Consider the following 20,381-nt stretch of genomic DNA (forward strand, 5'->3'; position numbering starts at 1 on the left):
AGACCTCCATCACACTCCGGCCCGGGCTGTACTGCAGGTGACAGCCGGTCACATGAGCGGGAGGAGTGCCATGAGTCGCCAGAGTGTGGCGAAGGCCCACCAGAAGATCCAGGAGTTGTCCTGGGAACCGGCGTACCACGAGCCGGTCTCCCAGTACGGCACCGACTACACGTTCCGGAAGGCCCAGAAGAAGGACCCGCTGAAGCAGGTACTGCGGTCGTACTTCCCGATGCAGGAGGAGAAGGACCACCGGGTGTACGGCGCCTCGGACGGCGCGATCCGCGGCAACATGTTCCGCCAGGTCCAGGAACGCTGGCTGGAATGGCAGAAGCTGTTCCTGAGCATCATCCCGCTGCCGGAGATCTCCGCCGCCCGGGCGATGCCGTTGCTGTTCCGGACCGTGCCGAACCCCGAGCTGCACAACGGGCAGGCCATCCAGATGATCGACGAGGTCAGGCACTCGACGATCCAGCAGAACCTCAAGCGCTTGTACATGAACAACTACATCGACCCGGCAGGCTTCAACTCGAGCCTGCGGAACTTCCAGAGCGACTACTGCGGCACCATCGGCCGGCAGTTCGCCGAGGGGTTCATCACCGGTGACGCGATCACCGCGGCCAGCATCTACCTGACGATCGTGGCCGAGACCGCGTTCACCAACACGCTGTTCGTCGCGATGCCGGCCGAGGCCGCCGCGAACGGCGACTACCTGCTGCCGACGGTGTTCCACTCGGTCCAGTCCGACGAGTCCCGGCACATCAGCAACGGGTACGCGACACTGCTGATGGCGCTGGCCGACGAGGACAACCACCAGTTGCTGGCCCGCGACCTGCGGTACGCCTGGTGGAACAACCACCGCGTCGTCGACGCGGCGATCGGCACGTTCATCGAGTACGGCACGAAGGACCGCCGCAAGGACCGCGAGTCGTACGCCGAGATGTGGCGCCGCTGGATCTACGACGACTACTACCGCAGCTACCTGGTGCCGCTCGAGAAGTACGGTCTGGAGATCCCGCACGACCTGATCGAGGAGTCCTGGAACCAGATCTGGAACAAGGGCTACGTGCACGAGGTCGCACAGTTCTTCGCCACCGGGTGGCTCGCCAACTACTGGCGGATCGACCCGATGACCGACAAGGACTTCGAGTGGTTCGAGTACAAGTACCCGGGCTGGTACGACAAGTACGGCGCCTGGTGGGAGAACTACAACCGGCTCTCCCGGCCGAACGGGCACAAGCCGATCGTCTTCGAGGACGTCGACTACGAGTACCCGCACCGCTGCTGGACGTGCATGGTGCCGTGCCTGGTCCGCGAGGACATGGTGATGGCCAAGGTCGACGGCCAGTGGCGGACGTACTGCCACGAGATGTGCAAGTGGACCGACGAGACCGCCTTCCGGCCGACGTACCAGGGCCGGCAGACGCCGAACATGGGCAAGCTGATCGGTCACCGCGAGTGGGAGACGCTGTACCACGGCTGGAACTGGGCCGATGTGGTGTCCGACATGGGCTTCGTCCGCGACGACGGCAAGACGATGGTCGCGCAGCCGCACCTGGATCTGAACCCGGACAAGATGTGGACGCTCGACCACCTGCGCAAGTGCCCGCCGCTGGCGAGCCCGAACGTACTGCTGAACGAGATGAGCGACGACGAACGTACGGCGTTCGCGGCCCGCTACGTGAAGGGTGGTCCCGCCGGACGGCCCGCGCCGGCCGAAGCCTGATGGCCTGATGAAGCACGTCGTGAGGTTCGAACCGGTCGGCATCGAGATCGAGGTCGACGAGGACCAGACGATCCTGCGGGCCGCGGCCGAGCAGGGCGTGATGCTCATGCACGGCTGCAAGGAGGGACAGTGCGCGTCCTGCAAGTCGTTCGTCCTCGACGGTGAGGACATCGACCTGGACCGGTACTCGACCTTCGCGCTCCCGGAGTACGAACTGGACGAGGGCTACACGCTGCTCTGCCGCGCGCACGCCTTCGAGGACCTCACGATCGAGCTGCTGAACTACGACGCGGAGATGATCCGCTCCGGGCTGCCGATCCAGGAACGCACCGCCGAGGTCGTGGCGATCACCCCGGTGACCCACGACCTGCGGCACCTGGTGCTGCGGCTCACCGAGCCGGGGGAGCTGAAGTTCTTCCCCGGGCAGTACGTCGACATCGCCGTTCCGGGCTCGGCGGAGACCCGCTCGTTCTCGATGGCGAACACGTCGAGCCGGGCGAGCGGGGAGCTCGAGTTCGTCATCAAGGTGTACCCGGGCGGCGTGTTCTCGGAGTTCCTCGACCGGCGCCTGCAGGTCGGCGACCGGCTGGAGCTGACCGGGCCGTTCGGGGTGTTCACCCTCCGGGACAACCTGGACGCCCGGTTGGTCTTCCTCGGCGGCGGCGCCGGGCTGGCACCGATCCTCGCGTTGCTCCGGTCGATGGCGGAGCGGGGGATCGACCGGCCGACCACGTTCTACTACGGCGCGCGGACGCCGCGGGACCTGTGTTTCGAGGACGAGCTGGAGGCGCTCGCGCGGAAGCTGCCACGGTTCAGGTACGTGCCGGCGCTGTCGGACCAGGATCTTGGCGGCGAGGACTGGGACGGCGAGAACGGCCTGATCACCGACGTGGTCAAGCGGCTGGAACCGGACCTGACCGGAGCCGACGCCTACGTGTGCGGACCGCCGCCGATGGTCGAGGCGGCGATCCCGCTGCTCGAGCGGATCGGCGTGGCGACCAAGCACATCTACTACGACAAGTTCACGACGACCGGCGACGCCGGTGACTCGAAGGTGCTGGAGGCAAGATGACCACCACACAGGACTCACCCAAGACTGAACGCAGTGTGCCGAAGCCGGTCTTCACCGACGCGGAGGCAGGTGCTCGGGAGTTCCCGGACTCGACCGTGCGGCACTACAACTACTACAAACCGCAGAAGCGCAAGCAGAGCCACTACGAGGACGTCACGGTGGACGTCCAGCCGGACCCGCGGCACTACCTGAGTCAGGGCTGGCTGTACGGCTTCGCCGACGGCCGCGGCGGCTACCCGCTGGACTGGACCGTGCTGAAGGCGTGGGGCTCGGACAAGCCGTCTCCGGAGCGCGGACCCGGTACCGGCGGTCTGTTCGTGAAGGAATGGCCGGCCACCGGCTGGCACGAGTTCCGGGACCCGAACGAGGAGTGGGAGCTGACGCTCTACCGCTACAACTCGAACGTCGTCCGCCAGGTCACCCAGAACGTCGAGGCCGCCAAGGCGTCCAAAGCCTTCGAGCAGTGGAACCCGAACTGGGTGCGGTTCGTCGAGCAGCACATCGGCGCCTGGATGCACGTCGACCACGGCCTCGGCCTGTACCTGTACGCGAACGCCAACCGGCGCGCGCCGACGAACATGCACAACAACGCGATCTCGGTGAACAGCATGCACCGGATCCGCGCCGCGCAGGACCTGGCGCTCTACAACCTCACGCTGTCGGAGGAGATCGAGGGCTTCGACGGCAGCGCGCACCTGGAGACCTGGAACCACGACCCGGCCTGGCAGGGCGTCCGCGCGGTCGCCGAGGAACTGACCGCGATCGACGACTGGTGCGAGGCGATCTTCGCCGCGAACGTCGTCTTCGAGCCGCTCGTCGGCGAACTGTTCCGCAGCCAGCTGGTCCAGCAGGCCGCCCCGCGCAACGGCGATTTCGTGACGCCGACGGTGGTCGGCGCGGCGGAGTACGACTTCGCGGAACGCGACCTGCGGTACACCACCGCGATGTTCGAGCTGCTGACGAACGACAAGGAGTTCGCCGGGCACAACAAGGCGATCCTGGCCGACTGGGCGAGCACCTGGACCGCGAAGGCACTGACCGCGGCCCGGACCCTGCAGCCGCTCTGGTCGCAGCCGGACGCCAAACCGCCGCGGTTCGAGGACGGTCTCGACCGCGTGAAGAACCGGTTCAGCGGCATCCTCGCCTCGCTGGGCCTCGAGGCACCGAAGGAGTTGGCACAGTGACCACGCTCAGGGCCGTCGCCGAGAGCCCGTTCAAGTCCGACAGCACCGCGTCCAACAAGTGCGGTGTCACGCTGATGAACAACCAGGTCGGCGCGATCGTGGCCGAGGTGATGACCGGGCTGGACAACGTCACGGTGACGCCTCTGCCGTCGATGATCCGGGTCGACGCGGTCGGCCGGATGGACTTCGTGTACGACGACATCTCCGAGGCGCTCGGCGAGGAGCCCGGGTTCTTCGACCAGGCGGAGTTCGAGGAGAACATGTCCACCCACTACGGGCGGATGGTGCACCTCGACGACCGGACCATCATGTTCGCCAACCCCGAGGACGCCGCCGACTACATCGGCTTCGACCTGACCGCATCCAGCTGACAAGGGGGCCTTTTCGTGTACGAGAAGAACGGTGAGAAGTACTTCGTGGTCGACAGCCACATGCACATGTGGAAAGCCGGCCCGGACAACTGGGTGAAGGGCGCGGAGCAGTACGCGAAGGGCTGGATCGAGTGCTTCCACGCGTACCAGAGTCTCGGTCCGCCGGCGACCCACTGGACGATCGAGAAGTTCATGAGCTACACCGAGGACGACCTGATGAAGGACGTGTTCGAGGACGGCTACGTGGACGTCGCGGTGTTCCAGCCGACGTACCTCAAGGAGTGGTACAGGGAGGGCTTCAACACTACCGAGCAGAACGCGAACCTCGGTGAGAAGCACCCGGGGATGTTCGTGCTGAACACCCGGTTCGACCCGCGCGACGGTGACGCCGGCCTGGAGGAGCTCGCGCACAACGTGGATCGGTACGGCTCCACAGGCGTCAAGCTCTACACGGCCGAGTGGAACGCGGGATCCCGCGGGTACAAGCTCACCGACCCGGCGGCGTACACGTACCTGGCGAAGGCGCAGGAGCTCGGGATCAAGAACATCCACGTCCACAAGGGCCCCACGATCTGGCCGCTGGACAAGGACGCGTTCGACGTCTCGGACGTCGATCACGCCGCGACGGACTTCCCCGAGCTGAACTTCATCGTCGAGCACGTCGGCCTGCCGCGGATCGAGGACTTCTGCTTCATGGCCACCCAGGAACCGAACGTGTACGCCGGTCTGTCGGTCGTCATCGGCGGCCTGATGCACGCCCGGCCGCGGTTCTTCGCGAAGGTGATGGGCGAGCTGCTGTTCTGGGTCGGCGAGGACAAGATGACGTTCGGCAGCGACTACGGGATCTGGGAACCGAAGTGGCAGGTCGAGGGGTTCGTGGACTGGGAGTTCCCGGACGATCCGGAGTTCTCCGACTACCCGCGGCTGGGGGTCGACGGCAAGAAGAAGATCCTCGGGCTGAACGCCGCCAAGCTGTACGACCTGAAGGTTCCGGACGAGCTGCAACTGAAGGAGGCGACGCCGGCCGCGCAGGACGACTCGAAGTTGGTCACGTCGTAATGCTGACCGGGGCGGTGGGGCGGGGCAGCAAGGAAATGGCGGTCATGGCTGAGCGGGACCGGGTCCTGGACGCGTTGGGCGCGGTCCGGGACCCGGAGCTGGACGAGTCGATCACGACGCTGGGTTTCGTGTCCACCTGCGTCGTGTCGGCCGCCGGTGACGTGGTCGTCCGGCTCCGGCTGCCGACGTACTTCTGTGCGCCGAACTTCGCCTTCCTGATGGTCGCCGACGCGTACGACGTGGTCGCTGCACTGCCCGCCGTACGCTCGGTCGACGTCGCGCTGGAGGATCATTTCGCGGCCGCGCAGATCAATGCCGGGGTAGCGGCGCGGGCCGGTTTCGTCGCGTCCTTCGACGGTGAGGCGACGGCCGAGCTGGACGAGTTACGCCGTACCTTCGTCGCCAAGGCGGTGCTGGCCGGGACCGATCAGGTCTGCCGGCCATTGGTTGCGTCAGGCATCGATCCGGCCGGCGTCGCCCGGCTGACGATCGCCGACCTGCCGACGTCACCCGCGCTCGACCGGCTGCTCCGGCGCCGTGCCGAGCTCGGGCTGCCGGCGGGTCCGGACGCGCCGCTGCTCGTCGACGTCGGCACGGGGGCGGCGGTCGCCGCCGCCGGGGCGGCGCGGCACCTCGGGCTGGCCCGGCTGACCCGGACCGGGATCGAGGCCAACACCGGGATCTGCAGGGGAATGCTGAGGCACCGGTACGTCGGGACCGGTGCGGGCGAGGAGGAGCTGGGATGAAGGCCGTTCGACTGCACGGGTACCACCGGCAACCAGTCGTCGACGACGTACCGGAGCCGGTCGTCAAGGGACCGCTGGACGTCGTCGTCAAGATCGGCGGCGCCGGCGTGTGCCGTACCGACCTGCACATCATCGAAGGGCAGTGGGACGCCGCAATGCACCCGGCGCTGCCCTACACGATCGGGCACGAGAACGCCGGCTGGGTGCACGAGGTCGGCTCCGCGGTCACCAACGTGCAGGTCGGCGACACGGTCATCCTGCACCCGACGCCCACCTGCGGGCTCTGTCGTGCGTGTCGGGCGGGGGACGACATGCATTGCGTGAACAGCACTTTCCCGGGGCTCGACAGCGACGGCGGGATGGCGGAGTACCTTCTCACGTCCGCGCGCGCGTGCGTGAAGCTCGATCCGGCGACCCAGCCGCAGGACGTCGCCGCGCTCGCGGACGCAGGTATCACGGCGTACCACGCGGTGCGGAAGGCGTTGCCGTTGCTGCCGCCCGGTACGACGGCGGTGGTGATCGGCGCGGGCGGTCTGGGCCACATCGGCGTACAGTGCCTGGCCGCGCTGACCGCGGCGCGGATCATCGTCGTGGACCGCAACCCGGACGCGTTGAAGCTGGCCGAACAGCTCGGCGCCGATCAGACAGTTGTTGCTGACGGCAAGCAGGTGGAGAGGGTCCTGGAACTGACCGGCGGGGCGGGCGCACAGGTGGTCCTGGACTTCGTCGCCGAGCAGGGCGCGGAGCAGGACGGCTTCGCGATGACCGGCCGGGGCGGGTCGTACTTCGTGATCGGGTACGGCGGCCAGGTGCAGATCCCGACCCTCGACATCATCTCGACCGAGCGGAACATCGTCGGCAACATCGTTGGCACGTTCAACGAACTGGCCGAGCTGATGGCACTCGCCGAGGCCGGCAAGGTCACGCTGCACACCCGCACCTACCCCCTCGAAGCGGCCGCCGAAGCAATCGCCGACCTCGACGCCGGCCGCATCCGCGGCCGCGCGATCCTCGTTCCGTAAAAGACCATTTCCGTCCCCTCCTCCGCTCTTTTCTCTTCTTCTTTTGTCTTTCTGTCCACCTAGCACATGACCGGAGGGGTTTTCATGGCGAAGGAACTGCGGTTCGGAGAAACTGCTCGCGAACTGCTGCTGGCCGGGGTCGACCAGTTGGCGGACGCGGTCAAGTCGACGCTGGGCCCGAAGGGGCGCAACGTGATCCTGGAGAAGATCACCGGCTCGCCGGTGGTCACCAACGACGGCGTCACGATCGCCCGCGAGGTCTACCTCAAGAACCAGTTCGAGAACATGGGCGCGCAGCTGGTCAAGGAAGCCGCGATCAAGACCAACGACATCGTCGGCGACGGCACCACGACCGCGACCGTGATCGCGCAGGCGATCATCCGGGAGGGAATGGCGGCGATCGACTCCGGCGGCAACCCGGTGCTGGTGAAACGTGGCATCGACCTGGCCGTGGCTCGGTTGGTGGACCGCCTGCGCGAGGTCGCACACCCGGTCCAGACCGAGCACGACTATGCCCGGGTCGCCGCCATCTCGGCGAACGACGACGACATGGTCGGCGCGGTGATCGCGAGGGCCCTGCACCGGGTCGGGGACGGCGGCATCGTCACCGTCGAGGAGTCCGCGGCCCACGGGATGAGCGTCGACTTCGTCGAGGGATTCGAGTTCGACAACGGCTACCTGTCGCCGTACATGGTCACCGATCCGGGCACCCTGCAGGCCGTCCTCGACGACCCGTACATCCTGTTGTGCAGCGAGAAGATCACCAAGGTACAGGAGGTGATGCCGCTGCTGGACAAGATCATGCGCGACCCGCGGCCGCTGGTGATCATTGCCGAGAGCCTCGAAGGTACGGCGCTCAGCATGCTGGTGCACAACCACGTCAACGGGCTGTTCCAGTGCGTCGCGGTGCGGGCGCCAGGGTTCGGCGACCGGCGGTTGCACAAGCTGGAGGACATCGCGGCGATCACGGGTGGCGCGGTGTACAGCCGGCACTCGGGCTTCAGCCTCGAAACCATGACGATCGACCAGCTCGGCCGGGCGGACCAGGTGCGGGTCAACGCGGACCGTACGGCGATCGTCGCCGGCTCAGGGCATGAGCAGGACGTGGCGTTCCGGGTCGCTCAGCTCCGCGCCGAGCTGGAGCGGGCGACGTTCGGCGTCGACGAGGACGTACTGACCGAGCGGATCGGCGCGCTGTCCGGCAAGGTCGCGATCATCCGGGTCGGCGCGCCGACACCTGTCGAACTGAAGGAGCTGCAGCATCGCGTCGAGGACGCACTCTCGGCGACCCGCGCCGCGATGGCCGAGGGAATCGTCGCCGGCGGCGGGATGGCGCTGCTGCACGCAGCACCGGTGCTCGACGACCTCGACGTACGGGGCGACTACCGGATGGGGGTCGAGATCGTCCGCCGCGCGCTGCGGGAACCGGCGTACCTGATCGCGGCGAACGCCGGCTACTCCGGCGCCGAGGTCCTCGAACGTACCACCGCGATGGACGTCGACGACGGCTTCGACGCCCTCGAAGGCCGCTACGGCAACATGCTTGCCATGGGCATCATCGACCCCCTCCGGGTAGCCCGCTCCGCCCTCCAGAACGGCGCATCGGTAGCGGGCCTGCTCCTCACCACCAACACCCTCATCGCCGAAGAACAAACCCCCTGGGGCGGCAGCGCCGCCCTGATGACCGAATACGGCGCCCTCGACGAAGGCCTCCACCAACCGTCCCCCGACTCCAGCACCCCCCAATCCCTCGGCCTCGGCCCCTCCGTCGGCTGAGACGGCCTCAGTGGTCGGCGTCCACGGCGGGTTGGGCTACGCCGCGGGTGCCGGCCATGGCGCCTCCGGCGACGCCGTCGACGAGGTAGCGCTGGAGGTGTTACTGCGCGTGCGAGATGTGCAGGTCGACAGTACGTATACGTGTAGTACCCGCGCTCGCACGCCTGGCGACCGGCTGGATCCCCGGACCGTGGACGTATACGTACTGTCGACCTGCACAACATCCGAACGGCAGTCGTCCGAGCCGCCGCCGAACGGCGCGCAGATCGCGGTTGGCCGGAACTCCCCAGTCACCGACCCGTCCGACGCTCAGACGACCGACGGCCGGATATCCGTCGGGCGGGGGCGGTGGGGGTGACACTTAGCGGCCTTCGGTGCTGATCAGTACGACGGAGCTCGCCGGCAGCGCGGCGGCCCGGGCGCCGGCGAGGGCTGCTGCGCCGCACGGGCCGGCCGGGATGTTGTGAGCGTGGAGGACCTTCATCGCGGCGTGGGCCTGGTCGTCGGTGACCGTGACGGCGGCGTCGAGGTGGTCGCGGATGGTGGGCCAGGCGATGGACGAGACGGTGCCGCAGTTGAGGCCGGCCATGATCGTCGGCGCGGAAGTGTCAACGGACACAGGCCTTCCGGCCTTGAGGGATGCCCCGACGCAGGCTGCGGTGGTCGGCTCGACGGCGAGGACCTTGGCCCGGCCGCGGTAGTGCTCGAGCGCGGACTGGAGGAGGGAGCCGACGCCGGTCGGGACCACCACCAGCTCAGGAATGCCTGGATGTTGTTCGTCGATCTCGCTGAAGAGGGTGTCGTAGCCGGCGACGATCCAGCGCGGGACGGCCTCGTACCCGGGCCAAGCTGTGTCCTGGATCAGTACGTCGTCGCCGTCGACGGTGCCGGCCGCCAGCTGTACGGCGTCGTCGTACGGACGACCGGTGTCGATGACGGTCGCGCCCTCGTCGCGGATCGCCTGCACCGTCGGCTCCGGCAGGCCAGCGGGTACGTAGATCCGCGCGGCGACCCCGAGCGTCCGGGCGAGGTACGCGAGCGCACGCCCGTGGTTGCCGTCGGTCGCGGTCACCAGCGTGACGTCCTTGATGTCGGCAGCCAGTTCGGCGAACGTCCGCGCCGGGCCGAGCGCCTGGTTCACCGCCCACGACGCGCCGAGCACCTTGAACGCGGGCAGCCCGAACCGGTTCGACTCGTCCTTGACCCAGACGCTGCCGACTCCCAGCAGCTCCGGCACCTCGATCAGCGGCGTCGGCGCGTACCCGGGCATGCTCCGATGGAAGTCGACGGTGTTCGGCATCCTCCGAGTTTGCACCGTCAACACCCGCGACGCCGCTCCCGGGAGCCGAAACCGTGCTCCGGGATCCGAACCGTGCTCCGGGATCCGCAGATTGCGTTGGCGTCCCGGCTGCGGACGTGTGTCACTTCGTCGCAGGGTGTGCCAGAATTCATCGCAGAGCGTCTGACCCCGGACCCGTGTCGTAGCTCGCGATCGTCGGCGAGACAGGGGAGGGCTGCGATGACAGTTGGGGATCTGACGCGGGACTACCGGTCGAGGCTGGCCGAGCTGCTCGGCGAGCCGTTGATGGTGGACGACCCGCTGATCACGACCGCACAGGCAGCGGTCCTGCTGGGCGTTGAGCCGCAGCGCGTCGCCGGGCTGGTCCGCGCCGGGCATCTGCCGGCCCGGTCGCGGTCGCATCGCCGGTTGTACTTGTCCGACGTGGTCCAGTCAGGTCTCGACCAGTGGATGTCGGTCGCCGAGGCGGGCGCGGTCCTCGGCCTCGGGCAGACCGGCGTACGGCGGTTGATCTCCGCCGGCCTGCTGGCAGCGCACGGCAAGGAGCTGCCGCTGCGCCGCGCCGAAGTGGAAGTGCTGGCCACGCTGCGCGACGGATGGCTGACGTTGTCGACCGCCGCGAGCGCGCTCGGCGTGGACGTCGACGAGGTCCAGCGGCTCCTCCGGAACCGGCATCTCACCCACACCTGCGACGTGGCCCGCCCGGTGTACCGGCACGAGCTGGCCTTTGTTCTCGCCGCCCGCCGGTGACCAGGTCCTGTCTGCGCGGTCGGCGTGTGATGATCGGTCGGTGGAATCACACAGCCGGCAGGTGACCCTCGACGAGGTCGCGGCGCGCGCCGGGGTGTCCCGGTCCGCGGCGTCGCGGGTGCTCAACGACGCGCCGCATGTCAGCAAGGCGAAGCGCGAGGCCGTCCGGCGGGCGATCGCCGAGCTCGGATACGTGCCCAACGCAACGGCCCGGGCGCTGGCGTCCCGGCAGTCGGGCTCCGTCGTACTCGCGGTGTCGGCCGAGGACCCGGCGGTGTTCGCGGACCAGTTCGTCGCGGAGGTGGTGGTCGGCATCCTGTCGGTGCTGGAGGAGACGGACCTCGAGCTGACGCTGGTGACCGCGACGTCGAGCCGAGGGCAGCAGCGGCTGGAGAAGCTGCTGCGGAGCCGTACGACGGCCGGCGTGATGCTGATGTCGATGCACGGCGACGAGCCGATCGCGCGGCTGGCGGAGGACGCGGAGCTCCCGGTCGTGTTCGGCGGGCAGCCGCTGACCTTCGAGCCGCGGTACTACGTGGACGCCGACAACCGCGGTGGCGCCCGGCTCGCGACCGAGCACCTGATCGGGATCGGGAGGACGCGGATCGCCACGATCACCGGCCGGATGGACGAGGCCGCGGGAACCGCGCGGTACAAGGGATTCCAGGAAACCCTCGCGGTCGCCGGCCTCGATCCGAGGCGGGTCGTGCACGGAGACTTCTCCGAGGACGGCGGGCAGCGGGCGATGACGGAACTGCTGGCGAGGCATCCGGAGACCGACGCGGTGTTCGTCGCCTCCGACCAGATGGCGATCGGAGCGCTCGGTGCACTGACCGCGGCCGGGCGATCGGTGCCGTCGGACGTCGCGGTCGTCGGGTTCAACGACATCCCGATGGCCCGGCACACCACCCCGCCGCTGACCACGATCAGCCAGCCGATCCGGTCACTGGGCCGGGAGATGGCCCGCATGCTCCACGCCGTACTCAACGGCGAGCACCCGTCCCCACTGATCCTCCCAACCCGCCTGGTGTTCCGCGACTCCGCCGCAGGACCTAGTTGCCGTTGATCAGGTGTGTTGCCAGGTCGGGGCTGAAGGTGCCGGCCGGGATGCCGGCGCCGATCCCGCAGTCGCCGTCCGAGTCGCCGGGGACCTTGATCCAGAGCCGCATCTCGGGGCCGCCGCCGTTCTGCGAGGTGACGCCGAGCTTGCGGCCCGGCGGGTTGCACCAGTCGTTGCCGGTCCCGTTGCCGTTCCGGCTGGTGTCGACGACGTAAGGCTTCTGCGCCGGGAGGTGACTGTTCACCGCCTTGCCGTACGTCACGGACTGCGCGGTGGTGTAGTAGTTCGAGACGTTCAGCGCGAAGCCGTGCGCGTTCGCCAGGCCCGCACCGGTGAGGCGCTGCGCCATCACATCGGCCGCGACCCAGCCGGCGTTCCCGCCGTCGAGGTACGCCCACGCGTTCGGAGCGTTGCTCTTGAACTGCTGCAGGGCGTAGCTCAGCATGCCGTTCCGCTCGGCGATCTGGTCCGCGTTCATGCAGTTGAAGTCGCCGAGCGCGTCGGGCTCGACCACCACGATCGCCGGACGGTTGCCGACGGCAACGGCGAAGTCATGGATCCAGGTCCGGTACGCCGCCGGTGACCCGGCCCCGCCGCCGGAGTGACCGCCGCAGGCGTCCCGGCCCGGGATGTTGTACGCGACCAGCACCGGCAGTTTGTCCGCGCGATCGGCGGTCCCGACGAAGTTGCCGACCGCCGTACCGATCGGGCTGCTCCAGTTGCCGAACCAGCGGGCCATCGGCTTGGACGCGATCGAGTTCTGGATGGCGGTCTTCCGGCCGTCGTTCGGGTTGTTGCGGACCCAGGTGGCCGGGTTCGAATCCGGGTCGACGTAGAAGCCGCTGGTCGACCGGGTCGGGTTGCCGGTCGTGGCGGCGCCCGCGGCCTGGTGGGCGGGGATCACGGCGGCGAGCGCGAGCCCGGTCGCGACCAGGCTCTTGACGATCCGTCTCATCTGCTTGCTCCAGTTTCGAGTCGGGGGCGGACACTCCGGGAGCGCTTCCAGTTCCTGACCGATCGTGACCGATCGCTCACGCTTCCGTCAACCGCCCGTCCCCAACTCTCAGTCGGTGGGAGCGCTTCCAGTCAGCTCACCGGGCGTGCGCGGCCGAGCGTCGACGGGGTGAGTACCGGGTGCGCCCGCAGGTACGCGATGAACCCCTCGTGGTCGCGGTCGTTGCGGACCGGGTCGGTGAAGCCGGTGAACACCGTCGTACCGTCGCCGCCGATCAGCGTGTACGCGAGCGCGGCGACCCGGTACTTCCGGTTCAGGTCGAGCGGCTTGCCGTCGATCAGGATCGCTGCCGGGTCGACCCGTTGGCCGATCGGCTTGCTGGTGTCGTAGCTGTAGCTGACGTTCTGCGACACCGCGAACGGCGCGAACTTCACGGTCCCGTTCGCCTGGGGCACCCACTGTGCCTCGAACGCGGCGTGCAGTTGGGTCCCCGGCAACGTCACGGTCAGGATCGGGTTGCCGTACCCGAACGCGTTCCACGCCTCGCCGAACAGCACGGTCCCGTCCGCGTCCGCCGCATTGGTGCCCTTGGCAAACAACAGGTCACCGGTCAGCGCGTTCGACCCGGACACTGGCTTGGTCGAGATCAGCGCCAGGTCGGCGCGGCCGTCGCGGTGCTGGTTCGCGTCCCAGTGCGCGAAGTCCGCGGCCAGGTTGCCCATCGTGCTCTCGCCCGACGCGTTCGCGATCCGGGTGAAGTCGCCGGTGACCTTCGCGAGCGGAGCGGCGTACCGCTTGGCGCCCTTGGCGGTCCAGTAGTCGGCGATGTACTGGAGTTCCTCGTCGACCGGTACGTCGCGGGTGTTCGCGTGGTTCGTCGACGTGGTCAGCTCGCGGATCACCGCGCCGGTGCGCGGGTCCAGCTTGAGGTTGATCTCGTTGATCAGCGAGCCGTGGTTGCCGGCCTCGACCACCGGGCGCGGTACGCCGTTCGGGTCCGGGACCATCATGTTGAATCGGCAGTGCCAGTGCCCGGTGACGATCGCGGCGATGTCCGGGGACGCCTGCGCGGCCAGCTGGAACACCGGGCCGGACGGGTTCGTGCCCGCGTTGTAGTCGTTCCCGGCGACACCGCCGTCGTGGATGTTGATCACGATCGCGTTGACCCCGCGGGCCTTCAGCTGGGCGGCGAGCTTGTTCGCCTGCTCGACGTCGGACAAGGACTTCAGCCCCGGCTGGTACGACGTGGACCCGACCTCGGTGCCCATCACGGTCAGGTGGATGAACGCGATCGGCAGCTTGCGCCCGCGGCCGGCGTCGACCCATTCGATGTTGTACGGCGGGACGATCGTGCGGCCGGTGCCGGCGTACACCATGTTCGCGGTGTAGAAGCGGAAGTTCGCGCCGCGGAACTTGTGGCCGGTGGAGTCGACGAAGTTGTCGTCGCGGCCGTTCACCGGGTACGGCGCACCGTGCTCCATGTGGTCGACCAGGAAACTCACCGAATGGTCGAGCTCGTGGTTCCCGACCGTACTGAACTGCAGGCCGAGCGCGTTCAGCGCCTCGACGGTCGGCTCGTTGGCGTGCGCATCGATCTCGAACGGCCAGCCGGAGAAGTTGTCCCCGGAGGAGAAGAAGATCGAGTTCTTCCGGCCCTGGCGAAGCTGCTTGAGGTGCGTGGCCAGGTACCCGACACCGCCGACGGTCACCTGGACGCCGCCGGCGCCGGTGATCACGCTGCCCTGGCTCGGCGTCGTCGGCTGCAGGTAGCCGTGCAGGTCGGTGATGTTCAGCAGTTGCACGTCGACGTACTCGGAAGCGCTGTCGAGTGCGTGCGGGGTGGCGTAGGCGACGTCGCCGACGGCAGTGGCGGTGGCGAGGGCTCCGGTGGCGGTGAGGAACGTCCGGCGGCGGATCCGACTGTTCACAGCGAACCTACTTCCTGGCAGGGGGTTGCGCGTTCTTGCGCATTATTGCCTCTTTCCGACATTATTAAGCCGCGAGATCGGATAGCCGTCAACGGCCTGCTGAACAAAGGCCAATCGGCTGCTGAACTCAGATGCTGCGTGCGACCAGCGGCCGAAGAGGGCCGCGGGTGGGGGTGAGGAGGCGGTCGTTGAGCGCGTCCAGGGCGAGGCTGGCGGCGCCGAGTGCGACGCAGAGCGCGCCGAGCGCGGAGGCGCGTACCTCGGGGACGCGCGGGCAGAGACGCTCGAGTTCGGTGGAGAGTGGTTCGAGCAGTACGTCGGCCGCCTGGGAGAACGCGCCGCCGAGGACGAGCACGCGTGGGTCGACGATCGCGATCGCGGTGGCGGCCGCTACTGCCATCGCCTGCGCGTACTTCCGCACCGCGGCCCGCGCGGCACGATCCCCGTCCCGCGCGGCGGCGAACGCCCGCTCGGCCTTGTCCACCGTCGGGACGCCGGCCGGCACAACAGCATGCAGATACTCGAGCGCCGCCTCCCAGGCGACCCCGGTCAAGGCCGACATGTCAGCCGCCGCCCCGAACGCTCCCCGCCGCAACTTCCCATCCATCACCAACGCAAGCCCAGTTCGCCGCCCCGCATGCAAAAACACCATGTCCGCAGGGGCGGAGGCGGTGGGGGGCCGGGGTCTGCGTTGTTCGGCGAGGGCGGCCAACTGGCTGTCGTTGTCGGCTACGGCCAGGTGGGTTTTGAAGTGGGCCGGGAGGTTGGTGCCTGCCCAGTCGGGGATGGCGTTGGCCTGGACGACGGTGCCGGTGGTGTCGACGATTCCTGTGGTGCCGGCGCCGACCGCCCACACCCGGGTCGGTGGTACGCCGGCCTCCTGGGCGCAGGCGGCGACCACCTCGTCGGCGACCGCGAGCCGTTCGGCGCGCGGCAAGTCGGGCGTCACGGTCTGCCGGGTACTCCCGAGCATCCGCCCGTCGAGGTCCGTGAGTACCCCGCGCACGGAGTACGCCCCGATGTCGAGCCCCACGACGTACCCGGCCTCCGCACGAAAACGGTAGCTCCGCGCCGGCCGCCCGCGCCCGCGGATCGCCGGGCTCTCCTCCACCAGCCAGCGCCGCTCGACCAGACTCGCCAGCACCTCTTCGACCGCAGTACGCCCGAGCCCACTCTCGTCGACGATCTGCGCTACCCGCAGCGTCCCACCCGACCGCACAGCGGCGAGCACCGCACGCTCGTTGAGCCGCCGCAACCGCGATGGATCCCCGCCGTCCGCCACCATGATCGCCCCAGCATAGGACCGCCGCGTACCGAAGGACGGGCAGTACTGGCGATCCCAGCGGTCGCCCCAGCGTGGCGACCGCCTGAAGCAGGCACACGCGCAGCACCACTGCCCGTTCTGCGGTACGCGCCTACTAGTGCGCAGCGCGGGCGCACCGTTGAGGTCCTCGATCGCGTACCGCGAACCGGCCGGGCGGCGAGGGGACCGCCATCAGCGCTTCGACATCGCCGTTCTCGCAGGCGGCGAGGAAGCGTTCGGTGACCTGCTGCTGGATGGCGCGATCGGTGTCGTACCGCCGCCGGCGAGCGACGACGGCCTTTCGGGTGGTGAGCGTGGACTCCGGGCGCCACGGGCCGACGTACGACTCCCGCCGTACCGTCGCATCGCGCAGCCGGTCGATCGCGAGCTTGGTGGTGGCGCTGCCGGGCAGCCGGTACGCGACGGCGTACGACAGACCGCGAAACGATCGCTCATCAGAGGTGGTTGCGCCCGCGTCCTCAGGCGGGCAAACCTGGGACATTGCACTTCAACAAACCGTTGACGGCGTACGACCCGTGTGCCACTCTGTCGCTGTTCGGAATCTTCTTTCCGTAGAGCGGAAAGCGTTGGAGGCAGTCATGGCATCCACCACCCCTGCACCCGCCCGCCCCGAAGACGAACGGCTGCCGTTCGCGCAACTCGTCGTCTACGGCACCCAGCACATCCTGACGATGTACGGCGGGCTGATCGCACCGCCGCTGATCGTCGGCAGTGCGGCCGGGCTGTCCGCGCAGGACATCGGGTTGCTGGTCACGGCCGGCATCTTCATCAGCGGTCTCGCGACGCTGCTGCAGTCGTTGGGACTGGGACCGTTCGGGGCCCGATTGCCCATCGTGCAAGGGATCTCGTTCGCCAGCGTGTCGACGATGGTGTCGATCGCCTCGCACGGCGGCGTCCGGCCGGTGTTCGGCGCGATCCTGGTGGCGGGCCTGGTCGGCGTGATCGCGTCGTCGTTCTTCGCCCACCTGGTGAAACTGTTCCCGCCGGTCGTCACCGGTTCGATCATCACGGTGATCGGGGTGTCGCTGCTGCCGGTCGCGTTCGACTGGGCGCTCGGCGGGGTCGCCGCGTTGGGGTACGGGAACCCGAGCAACATCGCGCTCGCGGGCCTGACGCTGCTGGTGATCCTGGTGATCAGCCGGGTCTTCCAGGGGTTCGTGTCCCGGCTGTCGATCCTGATCGGGATGATCGTCGGCACACTGGTCGCCGTACCGTGGGGCAAGGCCGACTTCTCCGCCGTACCGCACGGGAAGGCCGTCTCGTTCCCGCCGATCTTCGGGCTCGGTACGCCGGTGTTCGACGCCGGCGCGATCGTCGCGATGACGGTCGTGATCTTCGTGATCATGACCGAGACGATGGCCGACATCATCGCGATCGGGCAGATCGTCGAGACGCCTGTCGATCACAAGCGGGTGGCGAACGGGCTGCGCGCGGACATGCTGTCGAGCACCGTCGCGCCGGTCTTCGGCGCGTTCCCGGCGAGCGCGTTCGCGCAGAACGTCGGGCTGGTGGCGATCACCGGGATCAAGTCCCGGTTCACGGTCGCGGTCGGCGGCGGCGTACTCGTACTGCTCGGGCTGGTACCGATCTTCGGCCGTATGGTCGCGGCGATTCCCGCTCCGGTGCTCGGCGGCGCCGGCATCGTGCTGTTCGGCTCGGTCGCGGCGAGCGGCATCCGGACGCTGTCCCGGGTCGAGTACGCCGACAACCTGAACCTGGTGGTGGTCGCCGTGGCGATCGCGATGGGCCTGGTGCCGATCGCCCGCCCGCACTTCTGGGACAAGTTCCCGTCCGGCGTCGGCGTCGTGCTGGACTCGGGCATCAGCGCCGCGGCCGTCACCGCCGTACTGCTCAACCTCTTCTTCAACCGCTGGCGCGCCCTCGTGAAGGACAAGCCGTCCGTCTTCGCCGCAGCCCCCGACGAACGCGGCAACACCCTCCCGACGGACTCCTGAACCAACGGATCGTGGTCACGCCGTCACGTTATGAAGTACGGTGCTGACTGGTCCGGTCTGTTTGGAGGGGCGGTGGTCGTGAGCGAACTGCGCGGGAGGGCCGGCGACCGCGAACCCAGCCGGCCCGAGCAGATCCCGGACCCACGGCCCGACCGGCCTGATCCTGAACCGGAAGAGCCGCTTCCGGACTGGGCGGACCGCTACCCACTCGAAGTACGCCGCCAACTCGCCACCGACGACACCATCGCCAGGCTGCACCACATCTCACCCCGCGCCCCGACCGAACCATCAGCGATCGAGAACGCCGACCAGGACCCGCTGCCGCGCGTCGAGCACGACGCCGCCGAGCCCGTGCGCGAACCTTCGATCGACCACCTGCTACACCTACCGGCAAAGCTCCGTGACCAGATGGCGAACGACCCGGTCTTCACCCGCGCCGGCTGGGCCCGGGATGACCCAGATTCCCCCCAGAACCAACCGCGCCCGAGTGCCACAGACGACTCCAATCGGGCCCCGGCGAGGCCGTCCCCCACGCTCGAACAACCGGCGACACCGCAACCGACCGAGCAGAAGCCACCGCACAACAACCCTCCACAACCACCGCGACTCGACGCGATCACCGACCATCCAACAACCCCGACCGACCGGCCCGCCCCCGCCGTACAAGACCATCGCCCACCCCCCAACGCCACCGAACCCCACCCGCAATCCGTGGACCCGCCCGCCGACAGGGAACCACATCCGCCGTCCGTGGACCCGCGCGGCGGCAGCGGACCACGTCCGCCGTTCGTGGACCCAACCGACGACGCGCGCACGACGTCCGCCGAAGCGAGCCGCCGACCGGCCGCCGATCAACCGCTCACGGCACCCCTGAACGCCGGCGGCGACGGGTCAGATCAAGCAGACGACCTGACCGCCTCCGAGTTCGAAGCGGACCCGCACGTCGAAGGCACGGACACGCCCGAGCACGAGTTCATCGAAACGCCCGACGATCCGCGCGACATGGACACCTACCGCCGAATCCGCGAGGCTGACGACCTCGACGCGGTCGCGACCAACAGTGGATACCCACGCGAGGTCGTCGAGGTGGCGAAGGACAACCTCTTCATCCGCCAGCACGACGTGGTGGTGAAGCCCGGGGAGGTCAAGCACGGCAACTTCACGCCGCTGCAGGGGATCGGACCGTTGTGGGAGCGCGTCGCTTCGGGAGCCGAGCTGACGGATCGGCAGCGAACCGAGTTCTGGTCGCTGGTGGCACACGAGTACGTCGAGGCGAAACTGATGGCGGCCGGAGTGCCGTACCTGATGGCCGAACCGGACGCCTGGGACGAGGACGGCAGACCGAAGGTTGAACGGGAGTACCCGACCGCGCACACCGTGGCGCCGCTGAGCCTGCAGTCAGCCAGGAAGGATCTCTTGCGACTATGGGACACGAGGCTGGACATCCCGAGAGGTGATCTGCGGGTGGCGGAGGATTTGTCGAACCTGGACGAAGTGGTACGGGTCGCTAGGAAAGGTTTGGGATTGTGACTGATACGGCGGCCTCTGAGCGACTGTTGGCGCGGCTGGTGGCGGCGAAGTGGGACGACGAAGAGGCGGAGGAACTGAACTACCTCTCGCGCGGGCGGTTGGCGAACGAGTTCTTCCGGCGTAAGGCAGCCTGGGCGAACGCGCTGGGTGTGACGGACCGTTGGCCGTTCTCCGACATCGCTGTGGCCTTCGATCCGGCGGTGGCAACCGACTCGGTGTGGCTGGAGCGACTGGAGTCCGCGATCGGGCGTGAGTTGCAGCCGTTGGTTCGCAAGGTCGTGACCGACATCTTCCGCTGGGTGTCCCTGGGCGACCGACCCAAGGAGCGGTTCCCCGAGTTGGATGATCCATACGAGCCGATGGTGCAGGTCTTCGAGCGTGGTGGTGAGTTCTGGGAAGGCCAGGGCGGGATCGAACTCCCCATCGGGCCGCTGCTCTACTTGGACATTGCCGACCGGTTGGCGCAGCCGCCGTTCGCGATCGATGCCGCGACCCTGGCCGAATTGGATGAGAGGGATCGGACCCGGTTGGAAGCGGCACGGGCCCGGTTGGCAGCGCAACGCTCACAGCGACTCGGGAGTCCGGACAAGACCGCGGGATAGCTTCGCTCGAGGCCAGGGTGGGGA

18 protein-coding genes are annotated in these 20,381 nt (G+C 68.4%); 13 read left to right on the forward strand and 5 right to left on the reverse strand.

The genetic code is table 11. The features are described 5' to 3' along the window. The first annotated feature begins 70 nt into the window (after positions 1–70). The 8 genes from JOF29_RS33670 to groL all read left to right on the forward strand — a co-directional run bounded on the left by JOF29_RS33670 (position 71) and on the right by groL (position 8,953). Positions 71–1,723, forward strand: coding sequence for a ferritin family protein (locus tag JOF29_RS33670; RefSeq protein ID WP_209698403.1), 1,653 nt, complete (start codon positions 71–73; stop codon positions 1,721–1,723). A gap of 19 nt (positions 1,724–1,742) precedes the next feature. After that, positions 1,743–2,795, forward strand: a complete 1,053-nt coding sequence (locus tag JOF29_RS33675; RefSeq protein WP_209698404.1) for an FAD-binding oxidoreductase — start codon at positions 1,743–1,745, stop codon at positions 2,793–2,795. After that, a complete protein-coding gene (locus tag JOF29_RS33680; protein WP_209698405.1) occupies positions 2,792–3,979 on the forward strand; it encodes a ferritin family protein in 1,188 nt (395 codons plus the stop codon). Before JOF29_RS33675 ends, JOF29_RS33680 begins: the two co-directional genes overlap by 4 nt. Continuing rightward, positions 3,976–4,350 (forward strand): propane 2-monooxygenase effector subunit MimD, encoded by a 375-nt coding sequence (gene mimD, locus JOF29_RS33685; RefSeq protein WP_209698406.1) that lies wholly within the window; start codon positions 3,976–3,978, stop codon positions 4,348–4,350. Before JOF29_RS33680 ends, mimD begins: the two co-directional genes overlap by 4 nt. A 15-nt stretch (positions 4,351–4,365) precedes the next feature. Further along, complete coding sequence (locus JOF29_RS33690) at positions 4,366–5,409, forward strand: amidohydrolase family protein (protein ID WP_209698407.1); 1,044 nt, start codon at positions 4,366–4,368, stop codon at positions 5,407–5,409. A gap of 44 nt (positions 5,410–5,453) precedes the next feature. After that, the gene (locus tag JOF29_RS33695) at positions 5,454–6,155 is read left to right on the forward strand and encodes an iron-sulfur cluster assembly protein (RefSeq protein ID WP_209698408.1); all 702 of its coding nucleotides are present in this window, start codon (positions 5,454–5,456) and stop codon (positions 6,153–6,155) included. Next, positions 6,152–7,177 (forward strand): NAD(P)-dependent alcohol dehydrogenase, encoded by a 1,026-nt coding sequence (locus JOF29_RS33700; RefSeq protein ID WP_209698409.1) that lies wholly within the window; start codon positions 6,152–6,154, stop codon positions 7,175–7,177. The genes JOF29_RS33695 and JOF29_RS33700 overlap by 4 nt, the downstream gene beginning before the upstream one ends. An 84-nt stretch (positions 7,178–7,261) precedes the next feature. Next, positions 7,262–8,953 carry a chaperonin GroEL gene (gene groL, locus JOF29_RS33705; RefSeq protein WP_209698410.1) on the forward strand — a complete coding sequence of 564 codons (1,692 nt, stop codon included), beginning with the start codon at positions 7,262–7,264 and terminating at the stop codon, positions 8,951–8,953. A 361-nt stretch (positions 8,954–9,314) separates the two neighbouring features. On the opposite strand, the gene JOF29_RS33710 is transcribed toward groL, so the two are convergent. Beyond that, positions 9,315–10,253: a pyridoxal-phosphate dependent enzyme gene (locus tag JOF29_RS33710; RefSeq protein WP_209698411.1), complete on the reverse strand. Its 939-nt coding sequence runs from the start codon at positions 10,251–10,253 to the stop codon at positions 9,315–9,317. Between the two features lie 219 nt (positions 10,254–10,472). Here JOF29_RS33710 and JOF29_RS33715 point away from each other — a divergent pair, with 219 nt between their 5' ends. Both JOF29_RS33715 and JOF29_RS33720 read left to right on the forward strand, forming a co-directional pair. Further along, positions 10,473–11,003, forward strand: coding sequence for a helix-turn-helix domain-containing protein (locus JOF29_RS33715; protein ID WP_209698412.1), 531 nt, complete (start codon positions 10,473–10,475; stop codon positions 11,001–11,003). A gap of 40 nt (positions 11,004–11,043) precedes the next feature. Beyond that, a complete protein-coding gene (locus tag JOF29_RS33720) occupies positions 11,044–12,069 on the forward strand; it encodes a LacI family DNA-binding transcriptional regulator (protein WP_209698413.1) in 1,026 nt (341 codons plus the stop codon). Here the strand turns inward: JOF29_RS33720 and JOF29_RS33725 are convergent. From JOF29_RS33725 to JOF29_RS33740, 4 genes are all read right to left on the reverse strand, one after another. After that, on the reverse strand, positions 12,056–13,018 hold the full coding sequence (locus JOF29_RS33725; RefSeq protein ID WP_209698414.1) for a glycoside hydrolase family 6 protein: 963 nt from the start codon (positions 13,016–13,018) through the stop codon (positions 12,056–12,058). The genes JOF29_RS33720 and JOF29_RS33725 overlap by 14 nt on opposite strands. Positions 13,019–13,149: 131 nt before the next feature. Continuing rightward, entirely contained in the window at positions 13,150–14,946 is a 1,797-nt protein-coding gene (locus JOF29_RS33730; protein WP_307863824.1) for a bifunctional metallophosphatase/5'-nucleotidase, read from the reverse strand. Positions 14,947–15,073: 127 nt separating this feature from the next. Continuing rightward, entirely contained in the window at positions 15,074–16,231 is a 1,158-nt protein-coding gene (locus JOF29_RS33735; protein WP_209698415.1) for an ROK family transcriptional regulator, read from the reverse strand. A gap of 133 nt (positions 16,232–16,364) precedes the next feature. After that, the gene (locus JOF29_RS33740; protein ID WP_209698416.1) at positions 16,365–16,751 is read right to left on the reverse strand and encodes a hypothetical protein; all 387 of its coding nucleotides are present in this window, start codon (positions 16,749–16,751) and stop codon (positions 16,365–16,367) included. 97 nt (positions 16,752–16,848) lie between these two features. On the opposite strand from JOF29_RS33740, the gene JOF29_RS33745 reads away from it, so the two are divergent. From JOF29_RS33745 to JOF29_RS33755, 3 genes are all read left to right on the forward strand, one after another. Continuing rightward, on the forward strand, positions 16,849–18,225 hold the full coding sequence (locus tag JOF29_RS33745; protein WP_209698417.1) for a nucleobase:cation symporter-2 family protein: 1,377 nt from the start codon (positions 16,849–16,851) through the stop codon (positions 18,223–18,225). A 78-nt stretch (positions 18,226–18,303) separates the two neighbouring features. Next, positions 18,304–19,755 carry a hypothetical protein gene (locus JOF29_RS33750; protein ID WP_209698418.1) on the forward strand — a complete coding sequence of 484 codons (1,452 nt, stop codon included), beginning with the start codon at positions 18,304–18,306 and terminating at the stop codon, positions 19,753–19,755. Continuing rightward, a complete protein-coding gene (locus JOF29_RS33755; RefSeq protein WP_209698419.1) occupies positions 19,752–20,357 on the forward strand; it encodes a hypothetical protein in 606 nt (201 codons plus the stop codon). The genes JOF29_RS33750 and JOF29_RS33755 overlap by 4 nt, the downstream gene beginning before the upstream one ends. The last annotated feature ends 24 nt before the right edge of the window (positions 20,358–20,381 follow it).

Source organism: Kribbella aluminosa (assembly GCF_017876295.1).
Taxonomy (GTDB): Bacteria; Actinomycetota; Actinomycetes; order Propionibacteriales; family Kribbellaceae; genus Kribbella; species Kribbella aluminosa.